Source organism: Streptomyces sp. NBC_00510, assembly GCA_036013505.1.
GTDB lineage: Bacteria > Actinomycetota > Actinomycetes > Streptomycetales > Streptomycetaceae > Actinacidiphila.
This window is the reverse complement of record CP107851.1, coordinates 3,589,249-3,606,671: the sequence shown is the minus strand read 5'-3', so window position 1 is coordinate 3,606,671 and position 17,423 is coordinate 3,589,249. Positions and strand designations below refer to the sequence as shown.

At 73.1% G+C, this 17,423-nt stretch carries 13 protein-coding genes; 10 read left to right on the top strand and 3 right to left on the bottom strand.

The genetic code is table 11. From position 1 onward, the window contains the following. Window position 1 precedes the first annotated feature (1 nt). The 10 genes from ligA (at window position 2) to OG937_15765 (ending at window position 14,869) form a co-directional block, all read left to right on the top strand. Entirely contained in the window at window positions 2-2,230 is a 2,229-nt protein-coding gene (gene ligA / locus OG937_15810) for an NAD-dependent DNA ligase LigA (GenBank protein ID WUD73055.1), read from the top strand. Between the two features lie 215 nt (window positions 2,231-2,445). Then, window positions 2,446-4,554 (top strand): bifunctional diguanylate cyclase/phosphodiesterase, encoded by a 2,109-nt coding sequence (locus OG937_15805; GenBank protein WUD73054.1) that lies wholly within the window; start codon window positions 2,446-2,448, stop codon window positions 4,552-4,554. A gap of 211 nt (window positions 4,555-4,765) precedes the next feature. Beyond that, window positions 4,766-5,062, top strand: a complete 297-nt coding sequence (gene gatC, locus OG937_15800; GenBank protein ID WUD73053.1) for an Asp-tRNA(Asn)/Glu-tRNA(Gln) amidotransferase subunit GatC — start codon at window positions 4,766-4,768, stop codon at window positions 5,060-5,062. A gap of 5 nt (window positions 5,063-5,067) precedes the next feature. Next, the gene (gatA, locus tag OG937_15795; GenBank protein ID WUD73052.1) at window positions 5,068-6,561 is read left to right on the top strand and encodes an Asp-tRNA(Asn)/Glu-tRNA(Gln) amidotransferase subunit GatA; all 1,494 of its coding nucleotides are present in this window, start codon (window positions 5,068-5,070) and stop codon (window positions 6,559-6,561) included. Continuing rightward, a complete protein-coding gene (locus OG937_15790; GenBank protein ID WUD73051.1) occupies window positions 6,558-6,797 on the top strand; it encodes a hypothetical protein in 240 nt (79 codons plus the stop codon). The genes gatA and OG937_15790 overlap by 4 nt, the downstream gene beginning before the upstream one ends. Window positions 6,798-6,822: 25 nt before the next feature. Then, window positions 6,823-8,331, top strand: a complete 1,509-nt coding sequence (gatB, locus tag OG937_15785; protein WUD73050.1) for an Asp-tRNA(Asn)/Glu-tRNA(Gln) amidotransferase subunit GatB — start codon at window positions 6,823-6,825, stop codon at window positions 8,329-8,331. A 243-nt stretch (window positions 8,332-8,574) separates the two neighbouring features. Continuing rightward, the gene (locus OG937_15780) at window positions 8,575-10,773 is read left to right on the top strand and encodes an MMPL family transporter (protein ID WUD73049.1); all 2,199 of its coding nucleotides are present in this window, start codon (window positions 8,575-8,577) and stop codon (window positions 10,771-10,773) included. Between the two features lie 17 nt (window positions 10,774-10,790). Next, window positions 10,791-11,378, top strand: coding sequence for a hypothetical protein (locus tag OG937_15775; protein WUD73048.1), 588 nt, complete (start codon window positions 10,791-10,793; stop codon window positions 11,376-11,378). Window positions 11,379-11,558: 180 nt separating this feature from the next. Continuing rightward, window positions 11,559-11,771: a hypothetical protein gene (locus OG937_15770; protein ID WUD73047.1), complete on the top strand. Its 213-nt coding sequence runs from the start codon at window positions 11,559-11,561 to the stop codon at window positions 11,769-11,771. Window positions 11,772-11,821: 50 nt separating this feature from the next. Continuing rightward, complete coding sequence (locus OG937_15765) at window positions 11,822-14,869, top strand: AAA family ATPase (GenBank protein WUD73046.1); 3,048 nt, start codon at window positions 11,822-11,824, stop codon at window positions 14,867-14,869. A 40-nt stretch (window positions 14,870-14,909) separates the two neighbouring features. On the opposite strand, the gene OG937_15760 is transcribed toward OG937_15765, so the two are convergent. The 3 genes from OG937_15760 to OG937_15750 all read right to left on the bottom strand — a co-directional run bounded on the left by OG937_15760 (window position 14,910) and on the right by OG937_15750 (window position 17,420). Next, a complete protein-coding gene (locus tag OG937_15760) occupies window positions 14,910-15,080 on the bottom strand; it encodes a DUF6191 domain-containing protein (GenBank protein WUD73045.1) in 171 nt (56 codons plus the stop codon). 23 nt (window positions 15,081-15,103) lie between these two features. Then, window positions 15,104-16,246, bottom strand: coding sequence for a PQQ-dependent sugar dehydrogenase (locus OG937_15755; protein WUD78754.1), 1,143 nt, complete (start codon window positions 16,244-16,246; stop codon window positions 15,104-15,106). A 181-nt stretch (window positions 16,247-16,427) separates the two neighbouring features. Beyond that, the gene (locus OG937_15750) at window positions 16,428-17,420 is read right to left on the bottom strand and encodes an aldo/keto reductase (protein WUD73044.1); all 993 of its coding nucleotides are present in this window, start codon (window positions 17,418-17,420) and stop codon (window positions 16,428-16,430) included. Window positions 17,421-17,423: the final 3 nt, after the last annotated feature.

The following is a 17,423-nucleotide window of genomic DNA, read 5'->3' as shown; positions in this document are numbered from 1 at the left end:
GATGAGGAAGGACGTGGACGTGGAGGACTCCGTGATCCCCGAGGGCGCCAGGAACGAGGACGTGCCGGCGAAGGCGCGCGAGCTGCACGCCGCCCTGGCCGAGCAGGTCGAGGAGCACCGCTTCCGCTACTACGTCAAGGACCAGCCGGTCGTCAGCGACGCCGACTTCGACAAGCTGCTGCGGCGGCTGGAGGCGCTGGAGGACGAGCACCCCTCGCTGCGCACGCCGGACTCGCCGACCCAGAAGGTCGCCGGCGCGTACGCGACGGAGTTCACCTCCGTCGAGCACCGCGAGCGCATGCTCTCCCTCGACAACGCCTTCACCGAGGAGGAGCTGAACGCCTGGGCCGAACGCCTCGCCGCGGAGCTGGGCCCCCCGGCGGGCGAGGGCGGCACCTACCACTTCCTGTGCGAGCTGAAGGTCGACGGGCTCGCCGTCAACCTCACGTACGAGAACGGCCGTCTGGTGCGCGGCGCCACGCGCGGTGACGGCCGCACCGGCGAGGACATCACGCCCAACGTCCGCACGATCGCCGAGATCCCGGACCGGCTGGCGGGGGAGCGCGTCCCCGCGCTGGTCGAGATCCGCGGCGAGGTCTTCTTCCCGATGGAGAAGTTCGAGGAGCTCAACGCCCGTCTGGTCGAGGCCGGCGACAAGCCCTTCGCCAACCCGCGCAACGCCGCCGCCGGCTCCCTGCGGCAGAAGGACCCCCGGGTGACCGCGAGCCGCCCGCTGCACATGGTGGTGCACGGCATCGGCGCCCGTGAGGGCTTCACCATCGACTGCCAGTCGCACGCCTACGAGCTGCTGCACGAGTGGGGCCTGCCCACCACCAAGTACGCCCGCGTGGTCGGCACGCTCGCCGAGGTCAAGGAGGCCATCGCCTACTACGGCGAGCACCGCCACGACGTCGAGCACGAGATCGACGGCATCGTCGTCAAGGTCGACGAGATCCCGCTGCAGGGCCGGCTCGGCTCCACCGCCCGCGCGCCGCGCTGGGCCATCGCGTGGAAGTACGCGCCGGAGGAGGTCAACACCAAGCTGGTCGACATCCGGGTCGGCGTCGGCCGCACGGGCCGGGTGACCCCGTACGCGGTGGTCGAGCCGGTCACGGTCGCCGGCTCGGAGGTCGAGTTCGCCACCCTGCACAACCAGGACGTGGTCAAGGCCAAGGGCGTGCTGATCGGCGACACCGTCGTGCTGCGCAAGGCCGGTGACGTCATCCCCGAGATCCTCGGCCCGGTCGTCGACCTGCGGGACGGCGACGAGCGCGAGTTCGTGATGCCCGCCCAGTGCCCCGAGTGCGGCACCCCGCTGCGCCCGATGAAGGAGGGCGACATCGACCTGCGCTGCCCCAACGCGCGGGGCTGCCCGGCGCAGATCCGGGAACGGCTGTTCTACCTGGGCGGCCGCAAGTGCCTGGACATCGAGAACTTCGGCTACGTCGCCGCGGCCGCGCTCACCCGGCCCCTGGAGCCCGCCGAGCCGCCGCTGCGCGACGAGGGCGACCTGTTCGGCCTCACCGCCGAGGACCTGCTGCCCATCCGCGCCCACGTCCTCGACCAGAACAGCGGCCTGCCCAAGCGCGACCCGGAGACCGGTGAGGAGAAGGTCGTCTCGGTCTTCGCCAACCAGCAGGGTGAGCTGAAGAAGAACGCGGTGGCCATGCTGGAGAACATCCAGCAGGCCAAGGAGCGGCCGCTGGCCCGGATCATCGCGGGCCTGTCGATCCGTCACGTCGGCCCGGTCGCCGCCGAGGCCCTGGCCCGCGAGCTCCGCGACCTGGACGCCGTCTTCGCCGCCGACGAGGAGCGACTGGCGGGTGTCGACGGCGTCGGCGGGATCATCGCGGCCTCCCTCAAGCAGTGGTACGAGGAGGAGTGGCACCGCGAGATCCTGCGCAAGTGGAAGGCCGCAGGCGTCCGGTTCACCGAGGAGGGCTCCGACGAGGGGCCGCGCCCGCTGGAGGGCCTCACCGTCGTCGTCACCGGCACCCTCGCCACCCACACCCGGGACGGCGCGAAGGAGGCGCTCGTGAGCCGCGGGGCCAAGGTCACCGGATCGGTCTCCAAGAAGACCGACTTCGTGGTCGTCGGCGACAGCCCGGGCTCCAAGTACGACAAGGCGGTGCAGCTGAAGGTGCCGATCCTGGACGAGGAGGGCTTCGCCGTCCTGCTCGGACAGGGCGCCGACGCGGCCCGGGAGGCCGCCGTGAACCCGGAGGGCTGACAGCCCATCATCACCCTTTCGGCCCATAGTGGAACGATCCGGGAGGGTGGGATCCATTCGGGCAACAGCAGCCGATCGGTGCCCGTGACAGCCTTTATCGGCCTACTGTTGAGAGGCGCGCCTTCCGGGCATGGGCCCTCCAGCAGCCCGGTGGTCAATCCCGCGGGCACGGGCGTGTGGTGGAACGGCACACGCGGCTGCGAGAGGGTACGGGCATGGAACCGACGGACAGCGCCGGACCGGCGCAGCGGCTGCTCGGGCCGGCCGCGCCGGTGCTGCCCGCCGCGGCACTCAGGTACTCGGTCGTGGGCGCTGCGGCGGCGGCCCTGGTCGTGGGCGTGGTCCGGATACTCGTGGACGGCAACGCCTTCTTCCCCGGCGGGGACGTCGGCTGGGCGTTCGCCGTGCTCACCGGCATCATCGTCGGCCACCTGGTCGCCATGGGCCGGGACCGCTGGTGGGGCGGCACCGGTTCCGGCGCCGCCCTGACCCTCGCCATGCTGCTGCTCTACGGCTGGGTGCCCGCGGTGCTGGTCAGCCTGGCCGTCGTCGTCCTGGTCGGCGCGGCCCGCCGGCACCGCTGGCGGGAGGCGCTGCTGCACGGCGCCGTGGACATCCTCGGCATCGGCGCGGCCTCGCTCGCGCTGTCCGCCTTCGGGACCCACCCGTCCGTCGAACAGCCCTGGCAACCCGCCACTTGGGGGATGGCCGCCGTTCCCTCGGTGCTCGCCGCCGCGTTCGGCTACCTGGCTGCGACCCGCACGCTCCTGTGGTACGCGATCGTGCCGCGCGCCGGAGCCCTGCCCACCGTGGCCCGCACCGCCCTGATACGCCAGGGCTTCGTCGGCGTCGCACTGCTCGGCATCTCCCCGCTGATCATCATCGTCGCGGCCGATCTGCCCCTGCTGCTGCCGCTGTTCGCCGTGCCCCTGATCGCGCTCGACTCCACCCTCTGGATCGCCCACGCCCGCGCCGAGGAACAGCTGCGCGACCCCCTCACCGGACTGCCCAACCGTCAGTGGCTGCTGGAGCGCACCTGGACCGCGCTCGACGACGCCGCCCGCAGCGGCGAGCGCGCCGCCCTCATCCTGATCGACCTGGACAAGTTCCGCTCCGTCAACGACACCCTGGGCCACATGGCCGGCGACCGGCTCCTGGTGCAGATCGCGGACCGTCTGCGGCTGGCCCTGCCGCGCGGCGCCGAGGTCGCCCGGCTCGGCGGCGACGAGTTCGCCGTCCTGCTCCCCACCTGCGACGCACCGACCCGCGCCCAGCGCATCGCCAGGGCCCTGGTCGCCGCGCTGAGCTCGCCGTTAAGTCTCGACGGCCTGACCCTGGTGCTCGAGGCCAGCGCCGGGGTCGCCGTCTACCCCGATCACGCCGGTGATGCCGAGGGCCTGCTGCGCCGCGCCGACGTCGCGATGTACCAGGCGAAACGTGACCGCAGCGGGGTCGAGGTCTACGAGTCCTCCCGCGACGGCAACACGCCCGACCGGCTGGGCCTCCTCGGCGACCTGCGCCGGGCGCTGGACCGCGGCGAGGTCGAGCTGCACTACCAGCCGAAGGTCCGCTTCGACGGACAGGTCGTCGGCCTGGAGGCGCTGGTCCGCTGGGTGCACCCCGAGCGCGGCCGGGTGAGCCCCGAGGAGTTCATCGCGATCGCCGAGACCTCCGGGCTCATGCCGCAGCTCACCGAATACGTCCTGGAGACCGCCCTCGGGCAGGTCGCCCGATGGCGGGCGATGGGCCTCGACGTCCCCGTCGCGGTCAACGTCTCGCCGCGCGACGTGCACTCGCCCGGTTTCGCCGGGGCCGTCGCCGCGCGCCTGGCCCGGCACGGGGTCCCGCCGGGTGCGCTGCAGCTGGAGATCACCGAGCACGTGCTGCTGGAGGACCCGCAGCGCGCCGCCGACACCATGGCCGGGCTGACCGGGCACGGGGTGAAGATGTCGCTGGACGACTTCGGCACCGGGTACTCCTCGCTGGTCCACCTGCGGCGGCTGCCGGTGAGCGAGCTGAAGATCGACCGCTCGTTCGTCGCGCGGCTGTCCGTCGACGCCGAGGACGCGGAGATCGTGCGCTGCACGGTCGACCTCGCCCACTCCCTCGGCCTCCTCGTCGTGGCGGAGGGCGTCGAGGACGACGAGACGTGGGAGCGCCTGCGGGACCTGGGCTGCGACGCGATCCAGGGCTGGCTGGTCGCCGCCGCGATGCCCCCGGAGGAGACCACGGCCTGGCTGCGGCTGCGCGGGCGTGCCGGATGGCGCCGCCCGGCGGAGCTGGAGGCCGCGAAGGAGCGGACCGCCGTCCCCGACGCGCAGTAACGTTTGCGGGCCTTCGACCAGCGGGCCCGCACGCGCCGCGCCCGGTCACGGACGCACCGTCGGCCCCGTCCGCCCCAGGGGCACCGCGGCCCGCGGGCGTCACGTCCGGCGGCCCCCGGCCGGGCGAAGCGCAAACCGTTTCGCCCCCGGGGCACCCGCGCCCATAGGATTGGGCGCGAAAAGACCAAACTCACCCCCAGAGGATCGCTGCATGCCAGGCATCACGCGCGAGGAGGTCGCCCACCTCGGCCGGCTGTCGCGTCTGGAGCTGAAGGACGAAGAGCTCGACCACTTCGCCGGACAGCTCGACGCCATCATCGGCGCGGTCGCCCGCGTCTCCGAGGTGGCCGGCGAGGACGTACCGCCGACCTCCCACCCGCTGCCGCTGACCAATGTCATGCGCCCCGACGAGGTCCGGCCCAGCCTGACCCCGGCCGAGGCGCTGTCCGGCGCCCCCGCCGAGGAGCAGCAGCGCTTCAAGGTGCCGCAGATCCTGGGGGAGGACTGATCACGATGACCGAACTGACCAGGCTCACCGCCGCGCAGACCGCGGCCGCCGTCGCCTCCGGAGAGACGTCCGCCGTCGAGGTCGCCCAGGCCCACCTGGACCGCATCGGCGCCGTCGACGAGAAGGTCCACGCCTTCCTGCACGTCGACACCGAGGGCGCCCTGAAGGCCGCCAAGGCCGTCGACGACAAGCGCGCCGCGGGCGAGAAGCTCGGCCCGCTCGCGGGCGTCCCGCTGGCACTGAAGGACATCTTCACCACCAAGGGGATCCCGACGACCGTCGGCTCCAAGATCCTCGAAGGCTGGATCCCGCCGTACGACGCGACGCTGACCGCCCGCCTCAAGCAGGCCGGCATCGTCATCCTCGGCAAGACCAACATGGACGAGTTCGCCATGGGGTCCTCCACCGAGAACAGCGCCTACGGCCCCACCGGCAACCCGTGGGACCTCACCCGCATCCCCGGCGGCTCGGGCGGCGGTTCCTCCGCGGCCCTGGCCTCCTTCCAGGCGCCGCTGGCCATCGGCACGGACACCGGCGGCTCCATCCGCCAGCCGGCCGCCGTCACCGGCACGGTCGGAGTCAAGCCGACCTACGGCGGGGTCTCCCGCTACGGCATGGTCGCCTTCAGCTCCTCCCTGGACCAGGGCGGGCCCTGTGCCCGCACGGTGCTGGACGCGGCGCTGCTGCACGAGGTCATCGCGGGCTACGACCCGATGGACTCCACCTCCATCGACGCCCCCGTCCCGCCGGTCGTCGAGGCCGCGCGCAACGGCGACGTCAAGGGGCTGCGGGTCGGCGTCATCAAGGAGTTCGCGGGCGAGGGCTACCAGGCCGGCGTCATGGAGCGGTTCAACGAGTCGGTCGAGCTGCTGCGCGAGCTCGGCGCCGAGGTCGTCGAGCTGTCCTGCCCGTCCTTCGAGTACGCGCTCGCCGCGTACTACCTGATCGCCCCGTCCGAGTGCTCGTCCAACCTGGCCCGGTTCGACGGCCTGCGCTACGGCCTGCGGGTCGGCGACGACGGCACCCGCAGCGCCGAGGACGTCACCGCCCTCACCCGCGAGGCCGGCTTCGGCCCCGAGGTCAAGCGCCGCATCATGCTCGGCACGTACGCGCTCAGCTCCGGCTACTACGACGCGTACTACGGCAGCGCCCAGAAGGTCCGCACCCTGATCTCGCGGGACTTCGAGCGCTCCTTCCAGCAGGTCGACGTGGTGATCTCGCCGACCACCCCCACCACCGCGTTCCCCATCGGCGAGCGCGTGGACGACCCGATGGCGATGTACCTCGCCGACCTGTGCACCATCCCGGCCAACCTGGCCGGCAACGCCGCCATGTCCGTGCCCTGCGGCCTCGCGTCCGAGGACGGGCTCCCGGTCGGTCTGCAGATCATCGCCCCGGCCATGGCCGACGACCGCCTCTACCGTGTCGGTGCGGCCGTCGAAGCGGCGTTCACCGCACGCTGGGGGCACCCGCTGCTGGAGGAGGCACCGATCCTGTGAGCAAGCTCGAGAAGGCCAAGGGCTTCAAGAAGAGCAAGTCCGGCACGTACCTGTCGATCGGCACGACGCTCTTCGGCGCGGTCGGTGTGGCGCGGCAGATGAAGCGGGGGCGCGCGGACAGCGACACGCTGCTGCTGATCGACGCGGTGGTCAGCGCCGCGGCGATCGCCACCGGCGTCGCCCTGCTGCTCCGCCAGCTGCGCCGGCTCGGCGACGACGACGTGCTGTCATCCTGACGGGGAACTGAGAGGTATCAAGACTGTGACCGTCACGGACCTGGTGTCGTACGAGGACGCGCTCGCGTCCTATGACCCGGTGATGGGCCTCGAGGTCCACGTCGAGCTCGGCACCAAGACGAAGATGTTCTGCGGCTGCTCGACGACACTCGGCGCCGAGCCCAACAGCCAGGTGTGCCCGGTGTGCCTGGGCATGCCCGGCGCGCTGCCGGCCGTCAACGCGACCGGCGTCGAGTCCGCCATCAAGATCGGCCTCGCGCTCAACTGCGAGATCGCGCAGTGGTGCCGCTTCGCCCGGAAGAACTACTTCTACCCGGACATGCCGAAGAACTTCCAGACCTCCCAGTACGACGAGCCGATCGCCTTCAACGGCTACCTCGACGTGCAGCTGGAGGACGGCGAGGTCTTCCGCGTGGAGATCGAGCGCGCCCACATGGAGGAGGACACCGGCAAGTCGACCCACGTGGGCGGCGCCACCGGCCGCATCCACGGCGCCTCGCACTCGCTGCTGGACTACAACCGGGCCGGCATCCCGCTGATCGAGATCGTCACCAAGCCGATCGAGGGCGCCGGCGAGCGCGCGCCCGAGGTCGCCAAGGCGTACGTGACCGAACTGCGCGAGCTGATCAAGGCGCTGGGCGTCTCCGAGGCCCGCATGGAGATGGGCCAGATGCGCTGCGACGTCAACCTGTCGCTGCGCCCCATCGGCCGGGAGAAGTTCGGCACCCGCAGCGAGACCAAGAACGTCAACTCGCTGCGCAGCGTCGAGCGGGCCGTCCGCTTCGAGATCCAGCGGCACGCTGCCGTGCTCTCCTCCGGCGGCACGATCGTCCAGGAGACCCGGCACTTCCACGAGGACACCGGCTCCACCACCTCCGGTCGCATCAAGGAGGAGGCGGAGGACTACCGGTACTTCCCGGAGCCCGACCTCGTCCCCGTCGCCCCGGCCCGTGAGTGGGTCGAGGAGCTGCGGGCGGGCCTGCCCGAGCTCCCGCGGGTGCGCCGGGCGCGCCTGCAGGAGGACTGGGGCATCTCCGACCATGAGATGCAGTCGGTGCTCAACGCCGGTGCGATCGACCCGATCGTCGCCACCATGGAGGCGGGCGCCGACGCGGCCGCCGCGCGCAAGTGGTGGATGGGCGAGCTGGCCCGCCGCTCCAACGAGGACGGCGTGGAACTGACCGCCCTGCCCATCGCCCCGGCCCAGGTGGCCCGGGTGGCGGCCCTGGTGGCCGAGGGCTCGCTCAACGACAAGCTGGCCCGCCAGGTCATCGAGGGCGTGCTGGACGGCGAGGGCGAGCCGGACGAGGTCGTCGAGAAGCGCGGTCTGAAGGTCGTCTCGGACGAGGGCGCGCTCGGCGCGGCCGTCGACGAGGCCATCGCGGCCAACGCCGCCGTCGCGGACAAGATCCGTGGCGGCAACCTGGCGGCGGCGGGCGCGCTCATCGGCGCCGTCATGAAGATCACCCGCGGTCAGGCCGACGCCAAGCGCGTGCGCGAGCTCGTGCTGGAGAAGCTGGGCGTCCAGGGCTGATCCCACGCGGTCGGCAGGCGCACGGCGCACAAGGGGCGGGCTCCCGGTCAGGGGGCCCGCCCCTTCCGCGTTGTCGCAGGTCCGCCGCTTGTAAGGGCGGCATAAATTCCCCGCACGGTATGTGATTAACCGCACGAAAGCGGCCAACGATCTCTTCTTCCTGCTTCAGTCGGGGACGTACGTGGTGTCTTCTTTGCGGGCTCTTCCCCGGCCTGAAAGATCCGCGCAACCCCAGGGAGAGCAATGGCTGCACTCGCCCGCTGGTGCCTCAACCGCCGTCTCGCCGTCGTCCTGCTGTGGCTCGTCGCCCTCCTCGGTCTGTCCACGGCCGCCCTGCTCGCCGGATCCGCCTACTCCAACGACTACGACATCAAGGGCACCGACTCCAGCAAGGCCACCGCCCTGCTGAAGGAGGCCTTCCCCGGCTCGGCCGGGGACAGCGACACGATCGTCTGGCACACCGACAAGGGCACCGTGGGCGTCGCGTCCGTCAGGGAGCGGCTGACCGGCGCGCTGGACGAGGTGGCCGCACTCCCCGGGGTCGCCTCGGTGACCAGCCCCTACAGCGCCGAGGGCGCCCCGCAGATCAGCGAGGACGGGCACACCGCCTACGCGACCGTGATGTTCGACAGGCCCTCCGACGACCTGCACGCCGACCAGGTGCGCAAGGTCGTCGACACGGCCAGGGCGGCGGCCGACGGCAACACCCAGGTCGCCCTCGGCGGTGGCGCCATCGCGCTCACCGAGGGCGGCGGCGGGCACATGAGCGAGGTCGTGGGCGTCGCCGTCGCCGCCGTGGTCCTGCTGGTGGCCTTCGGTTCGCTGTTCGCGATGTTCATGCCGATCATCACCGCGCTGGTCAGCGTGGGCACCGCGTACATGGCGATCGAACTGCTCGGCCACCTGATCAGGGTGGCCGACTTCGCGCCGATGCTCGGCCTGCTCATCGGCCTGGGCGTCGGCATCGACTACGCCCTGTTCATCGTCACCCGCCACCGCAGGGGCCTGAAACAGGGCCTGCCGGTACGGGAAGCCGCCGAGAAGGCGGTCGCCACGACCGGCAGGGCGGTGGTCTTCGCCGGCGGCACGGTCTGCGTGGCCCTGCTCGGCATGCTGATCCTGCGGCTGTCCTTCCTCAACGGCGTCGCGATCGCCGCCTCCCTCACCGTGATCCTCACCGTCGCCGCCTCGGTGACGCTGCTGCCCGCGCTGCTGGGCACGATCGGCATGAAGGCGCTCAGCCGCCGGGAGCGGCGCCGGCTCGTCGAGCACGGGCCGTCGCCCGAGCTGCCGACCGGGTTCGCGGCCCGCTGGTCCGCGTTCGTCGAACGGCACCCCAAGGTCCTCGGCGCGGTCGCCGCCGTCGTCATGCTCGTCCTGGCGCTGCCCACGACCTCCCTCCACCTGGGTGCCTCCGACCAGGGCAACAGCGCCGCGGGCACCACCACCCGCCAGGCGTACGACATGCTCTCCGAGGGCTTCGGGCCCGGTTTCAACGGCCCGCTGCAACTGGTCGCCAAGTCGGGCGACGCCGCCGACCGCGCGGCCCTGGAGCAGCTCACGGTCGTCCTGGGGCGCACCGAGGGCGTCGCAGCGGTGCACATGGAGCAGGCGCAGCACGGCAGCGGGCTGGACGTCATCGACGTCGTCCCCACCACCTCCCCGCAGGACCAGGCCACCGACCGGCTCGTCACCCACCTGCGCGAGGACGTCATCCCCGAGGCCACCGAGGGCACCTCCCTGGAGGTGTACGTCGGCGGAGTCACCGCGGGCTACGCGGACTTCGCCTCGGTGATCGTCGGCAAGCTGCCGCTCTTCGTGGGCTCCGTCATCGGCCTGGGCTGCCTGCTCCTGCTGCTGGCCTTCCGCAGCTTCGGCATCCCGCTCAAGGCCGCGGTCATGAACGTCGTCGCCGTCGCCTCGTCCTTCGGCATCGTGGTCGCGATCTTCCAGTGGGGCTGGGGGAGCGAGTTGCTGGGGCTGGGGGCGGCCGGCCCGATCGAGCCCTTCCTGCCGGTGATCATGGTCTCGGTGCTCTTCGGGCTCTCCATGGACTACCAGGTCTTCCTCGTCAGCCGCATGTACGAGGAGTGGCGCGAGACCGGTGACAACCGCCGGGCGGTCCGGGTCGGCCTCGCCGAGACCAGCCGTGTGATCAACTCCGCCGCGGTCATCATGATCTCCGTCTTCCTGGCCTTCGTGCTCAGCGGCGACCGCGTGATCGCGATGTTCGGCATCGGCCTGGCGGCCGCCGTCGCGCTCGACGCCTTCGTCCTGCGGACGTTGCTCGTACCGGCGCTGATGCACATGCTGGGTGACTGGAACTGGTGGCTGCCCCGGTGGCTGGAGCGCCGGCTGCCGCGGATCTGCATCGAGGGCCCGGCGGAGCCCGCGGCGACGGCCGTGGACGAGCCCGGTTCTCAGACGGCTCTCAGAATCTGACCGTACGGTTGCCGCCCATGGAGACCACCAAGACCCACGGGGCGGCAGCCGACGATCGCGCCGCGGACGCCGAGCTCGACCGGGCCGAGCCCGACGCCGGACCGCCCGCGCCCGACGAGCCGCAGGCCCTCGACGCGACCGACGACCTTGACACGCCCGACGACCTCGACGAGCCGGACACCCTTGACACGCCGGACGCCCCCCGCCCCGCCGGGGTCGTGCCGGGCGCCGCGGCGGTCGTCGGCGCCGCCCTCGGCCTCGCGTCCCTCACCGGCACCTGGCTGGGCACCGTCCTGGCCGAGCGGCGGCAGCTGGTCGGTCAGATCAACACCTCCTCCGGCAGCGCCGCCCAGCAGATCGAGCAGATATACGGCGGCCCCTGGCACACCACGGCCGCCGTCAACGGCGTCTGCGCGCTGATCGCCCTCGTCGTCCTCGGCGCGGTGCTGCTCGCCGGACGGAACGCCACACCGTGGGTGCGCGCCGTCGCCTGGGGCGGTCTCGCCCTCGGCGCGCTCGGGCTGTGCGTCGCGCTCGGGACGTGGTTCGACCTCTTCGGCGGGCTGCCGAGCGTGGCCGAGGCCCCGGTCTCGTCCGGCGGCTGAGACCTCTGAGGAGGCAGGCCGCGCGGCCCCCGAGGACCTGAGCGGTCCGCCGCGCGGCCTAAGGCATCCTCACCCCCGAAGCCTGGGCGGTTGCCCGATGTGCCCCACCCCCCTTGGGGACGAGGCTGATGGCACGGAGAACGACTCCGGAACATCGGTCCCGAACCCGAGGAGCACGAGATGTACACCCACGAACTGCTGGGCCGCGAACGCACGGAGCAACTGCTGCGCGAGGCCACCGAGTACCGCCTGGCGCACCAGGCCCGCGAGGCCGCCCGCGAGGCCGCCCGCACCGCAGGCGGCCGGCGCGTGGCCGCCGCCGACCAGGACGAGGGAAGGCGGCACGGAAGGAGGGCCGGCCGGCTCTCCCGGCGGCTGAGGGCCGCCGGATGAGCACCGTGGTGCCGGTGCAAACCGGTACCGCGCCGTCAGGGCCCCGTGCGATGCTCGGGACCGTGCAGAACCTGTCGGTCAGCCCGGTGTTCGTCGGTCGCACCCGCGAACTGACCCGCCTCACCTCCGCGCTCGCCCGCGCTCATGCGGGCGAGCCGCAGGCGTTGGTGATCGGCGGCGAGGCCGGCGTCGGCAAGACCCGGCTCGTCGAGGAGTTCCTCGCCGCGGCGCAGGACGGGCCGGGGACCGTGACCGCCGTCGGCGCCTGCGTGGAGATCGGCGCGGACGGACTGCCGTTCGCCCCCGTCGCGACGATCCTGCGCGCCCTGCACCGCAGGTTCGGCGACGAACTGGTCGCCGCGGCCGCCGGCAGCGAGGGCGAACTCGCCCGCCTGCTGCCCGGCCTGGGCGGGACGGACGGCCCCGACCCCCTCGCCGACCAGCGCGACGAGCACGGCCGCGCCCGGCTCTTCGAGCTCACCTCGCGGCTGCTGGAACGGCTGTCGGAGGAGCGCACGCTCGTCGTCGCCCTCGAGGACCTGCACTGGGCCGACCGCTCGACCCGCGAACTCCTCGGCTACCTGCTGCGCTCGCTCTCCCGCGGCCGGCTCGTCGTCCTGGCCACCTACCGCTCCGACGACATCCACCGCCGCCACCCGCTGCGGCCCTTCCTCGCCGAGCTCGACCGGATGCGTTCCGTGGTGCGCCTGGAGCTGTCCCGGTTCAACCGCGGCGAGGTCCGCGCCCAGGTGGCCGGCATCCTCGACTCCGAGCCCTCCCCGAGCATGGTCGACCGGGTCTTCGGCCGTTCCGACGGCAACCCCTTCTTCGTCGAGGAACTCGCCTGCAGCATCACCCAGGGCTGCCGCACCGGCCTCAGCGACAGCCTGCGCGACCTGCTGCTCGTCCGGGTCGAGACACTGCCCGAGACCGCGCAGCGCGTCGCCCGCGTCGTCGCCGAGGGCGGCTCCGCCGTCGAGTACCGGCTGCTGGAGGCCGTCGCGGGGCTCGGTGAGGACGAACTCATCGAAGCCCTGCGCTCCGCCGTGGGCGCCAAGATCCTGCTCCCCACCGACGACGGCGACGGCTACCGCTTCCGGCACTCGCTGGTCCGTGAGGCCGTCGGCGACGATCTGCTGCCCGGGGAGCGCAGCCGTATCAACCGCCGTTACGCGCAGGCCCTGGAGGCCGACCCCGGGCTGGTGCCCGCCGACGAACTCCCGGCCCGGCTGGCCAGTTACTGGTACCACGCCCACGAGCCCGCCAAGGCGCTGCCCGCCGTGCTGCGGGCCTCCGTCGAGGCGCGGCGCCGGCACGCCTACGCCGAACAGCACCGGCTGCTCGAACGCGCCCTGGAGCTGTGGGACGACACCCCCGGAGAGGTCCGCGAGGAACTGCGGCCCGTCGACTACGTCGAGGTGTTCCCTCCTTGCGGCTGCGACCCGGGCAGCAAGCCCCTGCAGTACATGGACCTGCTCGCCGAGACGACCGTGGCCGCACGCCTCAGCGCCGACCGCGAGGGCGCCTACGAGGTCACCAAGCGGGCGCTGCGCCTGCTGGAGCGTTCCGGCGACCCGCTGCGCGCCGCCTGGTTCTGGATCCAGCGCTCGCGGCTGATGGTCGCGATGGGCCGCGGCGACGGCTGGGCGGAGATCGCCGAGGCCCAGGAACTCGTCCGCGGGCTGCCGCCGTCCCCGGTCCACGCCGAGGTGCTGGAGAGCGTGGGCGGGTGGGCGATGATGCACGACCCGGGGCCGGACGGCATCACCACGGCGGAGCGCGCCATCGAACTGGCCCGGCTCGTCGGTGCCGAGGAGACGGAGCTCCACGCCCGGGTCACCCTGGGCATCCTGCTCGCCGACACCGGTGACGCCGACGCCGGCATCGCCGAGCTGGAGGCCGCCCGCGAACGGGCCGCCGCCGCCCGGTACGGCAACCTCACGGTGAACGCCGACGCCAACCTCGCCGCCCTGCTGGAGGCCGTGGGCCGCTCGGAGGAGGCGATCGCGGTGGCCCGCCGGGGAGTGGAGGGCGCCACCCGCCACGGGCTGCGCGACGGCGCCACCTTCGCCTCCGCCAACCAGGCCGAGTCCCTGCTCGCCCTCGGGCGCTGGGACGAGGCGGCCGAGGTCGCCGTCCGCGGCCGGGAGAACACCAACCACGCCCTGTACCTCGGCTGGGCCGCGACGCTGCTGGCCCATCTCGCCGTGCTGCGCGGGGAGTACGACCGCGCCGAGGCCGAGGTCGCCGCCGCCCGGGACCATCTGGGCCCCCGGGACCACCAGCCGCAGAACACCCTGCCGCTGCGTCATCTGACCATCGCCGTCGCCGCCGGGCGCGGACGCTTCCTGGAGGCGCGGGCCGCGGTGCGCGCCGCTTTGGAGGCGGGGTTCCCGTCCGCGTTCCACCGCTACGTCTGGCCCATGCTGCACACCGCAGCCGCCGTGGAGGCGGACGCGCTGGGGCTGCCCGGCGCGGAGGCCGGCCGCCCCGAGATGCTCGCCCTCATCCGCAAGGCGGCGGGCCGGCTGCCCCGGCTGTCCCCGGTGTGGGCCGCCCACGCCCTGCTGGTCGAGGCCGAACTGCTGCGCGCCGACGGGAGCACCGACCCCGGGCCCTGGGCCGCCGCGGAGGAGGCCTTCGCCGCCCTCGACCGCCCGTACCCGCTCGCCCTGGTACGGCTCCGGCACGCCGAGGCCCTGCTCGCCCGGCACGATCCAGGCGCCCGTGACCGCGCGGCCGCCCAGCTGCGCGGGGCGTGCGAGGTCGCCGACTCCCTGGGGGCCGTCCCGCTGCGCGACGCCGTCCGGCTGCTCGCCCGGCGGGGCCGGCTGGTGCTGGAGGAACCGGAGGAGGCCGCCGCGCCCGAAGCCGCCGGGGAACCGGAGCCCTTCGGCCTGACCGCGCGCGAGCGCGAGGTGCTGCGCCGGGTCGCCGCCGGCTACACCAACCGCCGCATCGCCGAGGAGCTGTTCATCTCGCCGAAGACCGCGAGCGTGCACGTCTCCAACATCCTCGCCAAGCTCGGTGTCTCGGGCCGCGGTGAGGCGGCCGCGCTCGCCCACCGGCTGCGGCTGTTCGCCGGGCAGCCGGGCTGAACCGGCCGCCGCGGCCGGTCGGCGGACGGCTCGTGGGCGGCTAGCCGCCGGCCCGCGGCGGACGTATCAGCACGGTGCCCGAGTCCAGGTCGACGGGGCCCCGGCCCGGATCCGCGTCGCCCTCCTCGTCGCGCACCAGCTCCAGGCGGTTGCGCTCGTCCTCGGCGTGCCTGCGGCCCGGCGCGAACAGCTCGTCCAGCGCGTTGAACATCGCACCCCCCAAGGTGTCGTGGGTCAGCTCACCCGCAGCCGCAGGATCCGGTCGTCGCCCTTGCGGGGATCGCCGCGGCCGTCGGTGTTGCTGGTGGTCAGCAGCAGACCCCCGTCCGGATCGGCGACGACGGTGCGCAGCCGGCCGTACTCCCCGACGAAGAACGCCTGCGGGTCGGCCGCGGCCTTCGTACCGGCCAGCGGGATCCGCCACAGGCGGGCGCCGCGCAGCGAGGCCATCCAGATCGAGCCGTCCGCGTAGGCGATGCCGCTGGGCGAGGCGTCGTCGGTGCGCCACTGCGCGATCGCGTCCGCGTAGCCGTCGCGATGGGCGAGGCCCTCCACGACCGGCCAGCCGTAGTTCTTCCCCGGCTCGATCAGATTCAGCTCGTCCCAGGTGTCCTGCCCGAACTCCGCGGCCCACAGCCGCCCCTGGCCGTCCCAGGCCAGGCCCTGCACATTGCGGTGCCCGTAGGAGTAGACGACGGAGTCCGCCTCGGGATTGCCGTGCGCCGGCTCGCCGTCGGGGGTCATCCGCAGGATCTTGCCGCCCAGGGACTTCTTGTCCTGCGCCAGGCCCCGGTCGCCGCTCTCGCCCGTGCCCGCGTAGAGCATGCCGTCGGGGCCGAAGGCGATCCGCCCGCCGTTGTGGATGGCGCCGTGCGGGATGCCGCGCAGGATCGTGTCCGGGGCGCCCAGCTGCTCCCCGGCCGGCTTCGCCGGGTCGTAGAGCATGCGCGCGATGCGGTTGTCCGAGGCGGTGGTGAAGTAGGCGTACACCAGGTGGTCGGTCGCGAAGTCCCGCGAGACGGCGAGCCCCAGGAGGCCGCCCTCGCCGCCCGAGGAGACCCCGGGCACCGTGCCGACCTGCGTCGTGCGGCCGCTGTCGGCGGCCACCCGGACGACCCGGCCGGTGTCCCGGGAGGCCACCAGCAGATCGCCCTCGGCCAGCACGGCCACACCCCACGGGGTGGTGAGCCCGGTCGCGACGGTGCCGGTCACCTCGGCCGTGCCCTTCGCCGGCGCCGAGGGTTCGTCGCCGCCCCCGGAGGCCGGTGCCGACGAACCGGCGGAGGCGGAGGCGGAGCCCGGGGGTGCCTGGGCGGAGCCACCGTCCGAGGAGCATCCGGTGGCGAGCAGCGCGGCACCGGCCAGCGCGGCGGTCACGACGGCGGCACGGCGTCGCACGCTTCCCTCCCGGGGGTTCTCCGGCTCGGACTCCAAGAACATCACATCCCTCACTACACCGCCCGGCCGTTCGCGGTTCCCGTCGCATGCCGTGGATTTCCCGTCGCCCTCCCCGCCGGTCCCTCGGGTCCTTCCGGCCCCGGTGGTCCCGGTGGCGACCTCAGTCCCAGGAGCCCCGCGCCGGCGGCAGCGCCGCGATCTCCGCGAAGTCCTCGTCGGACAGACGTAGTTCCGCGGCGCCGGCGTTCTCCACCGTCCACCGCTCCCGCTTCGCGCCGGGGATCGGCACGACCTGCGGTCCCTGGGCCAGCACCCAGGCCAGCGCGACCTGCGCGGGCGTCGCGCCGTGCACCTCGGCGACCCGGCGCAGTCCCGCGACGATCGGCTGGTTGGCGGCCATCATCTCGGCCGTGAACCGGGGATGGCGGGCCCGTACGTCGTCCGGCTCGAAGCCCTGTCCGGGGGTGAGCGTGCCCGTCAGGAAGCCGTTGCCGAGCGGCATCGCGGCCATGAACCCGACCCCTCGCTGCGTGCACCAGGGCAGCAGCTGCGCCAGCGCCTCGGGCGACCACACCGACAGCTCGGCCTGCACGCAGCTGACCGGGAAGACCTGCTGGGCGCGGCGCAACTGCCGCAGTGTCTCGTCGTATATGCCCGCACCCGGGCGCCGGGCCGCCCGCGCGCCCACCGCGCACCACCCCAGCGCGCGCACCTTGCCGGCCGCGACCAGCTCCGCCATCGCGCCCCACGTCTCCTCGACGGGGACCTCCGGATCGGCCCGGTGCAACTGGTAGAGGTCGATCACGTCCGTCTGCAGCCGCCGCAGCGACGCGTCGCAGGCCCGCTTCACGTACGAGGGACGGCCGTTGGCCACCAGGTGCTGCTCACCGACGAGCAGTCCGCACTTGGTGGAGACGAAGACCTCCCGGCGACGTTCCCTCAGCACCCGCCCCAGCAGCAGCTCGTTGGTGAACGGCCCGTACATGTCGGCGGTGTCCAGCAGCGTCGTGCCGTGGTCGACCGCCGCGTGCACGGCCCGCAGTGACGATTCGCCGTCCTGCCGGGACGCCGTGTACGCCCAGCTCATCGGCATGCATCCCAGGCCGACGGCGCCCACCTCCAGAGCCGCCGATCCGACCGTCCTGCACTCCACCTG